This is a genomic window from Dyella japonica DSM 16301 (assembly GCF_001010355.1).
GTDB lineage: Bacteria > Pseudomonadota > Gammaproteobacteria > Xanthomonadales > Rhodanobacteraceae > Dyella > Dyella japonica.
In genome coordinates this window covers 1-538 of sequence record NZ_JPLA01000033.1, presented here as the reverse complement: position 1 = coordinate 538, position 538 = coordinate 1, and the positions used below count along the sequence as shown (strand labels likewise).

At 57.8% G+C, this 538-nt stretch carries 1 protein-coding gene; it reads left to right on the top strand.

Going from position 1 to position 538, the window contains the following annotated elements; translation table 11 throughout:
• A partial coding sequence (locus tag Y882_RS12930; RefSeq protein ID WP_046972350.1) for an alpha/beta hydrolase family protein occupies window positions 1-290 on the top strand: 290 nt, incomplete at its 5' end.
• Between the last annotated feature and the right edge of the window lie 248 nt (window positions 291-538).

The window sequence follows — 538 nt, the reverse complement described above, 5'->3', positions numbered from 1 at the left end:
GCAACTACGACGACCAGGCCAATCAAAACCACGCCGCCGGTCTCAAAGGCCATCTGCTGCTCGCGCACGGCACCATGGATGACAACGTGCCGCCATACGAGACGCTGCTTGTGGTCGATGCGCTCATCAAGGCCAACAAGGATTTCGATCTGTTGATGATCCCGAATGCGCATCACGCTTATGGCGCTGCGGCGAACTACATGATGCGCAAGCGGTGGGATTATTTTGTGCGGAATTTGGCGGGGGATGTGGCGCCTAAGGAGTTTGAGATGAGGCCGCCGAAGGATTGAGGGGTTGCTGTTGACGTTTGTGGAGTAGCTGACCGTCGCTGACTGCGAAGGTCAGCGTAGTCTGCAATTGATCGTCATTCCTGCGAGGGCAGGAGGCGCTTTTCAACAGCCGAAGGCTGGTCATCCAGTGACTGTGCGCTCCGTTGTCGCGATACGGCGACCTGGCTCGCCTGCCGCGGGCTTCCGTGCCGCTGCCGCGGCCCGGGTCACTTTTCTTTGCTTGCCCAAAGAAAAGTAACCAAAAGAAA